We start from the raw sequence: 587 nt of genomic DNA on the forward strand, positions 1-587 counted from the left end.
TTTCTCCGCGCCGGTTTTGATGAGCCTGAGCTGTGCACAAAGGCTTTGATGGATTTGCACGAGTTGCCGCGTTTTCGTCAGATGTCTGCGTCTGCGCGTGATCGATTCAAAGAGTTTCTGCCTCGATTGCTAGACACGATCACAGAATCTGGTGCCTGTGCGCTTACGCTTGAGCGCGTGCTAAAAGTTGTGCAGTCGGTGCTTGGCCGAACCATCTACTTGGTGCTGTTGAACGAGAATGCCGAGGCGCTACGGCAGCTTTGTAAGCTATGCGCTGAAAGCCAATGGTTTGCGGATCATATCGCTGCGACGCCGGTGGTCTTGGATGATTTACTTGATCCGAAATCGTTATATTCGCCGCCTCCGCGCGAGGCGCTGAGCGATGAGCTTCGCCAGTCTTTACTTCGTATTCCTGAGGATGACTTAGAAGCGCAGATGGATTGTCTGCGCAATTTCAAACAGTCACATATGTTGCGTGTAGCGGCGGCCGAGATAAGCGATGTACTACCTGTCATGAAAGTAAGTGATTACTTAACCTGGCTTGCCGAGGCGTGTGTTGAAGCAGCGATGGAAATCGCATGGCGAAA

1 pseudogene is annotated in these 587 nt (G+C 51.8%); it reads left to right on the forward strand.

The features are described from left to right. A pseudogene (locus tag A3751_RS15480) lies at positions 1-587 on the forward strand (bifunctional glutamine synthetase adenylyltransferase/deadenyltransferase); the annotation flags it as partial.

The sequence above is a fragment of the Oleiphilus sp. HI0080 genome (assembly GCF_001635135.1).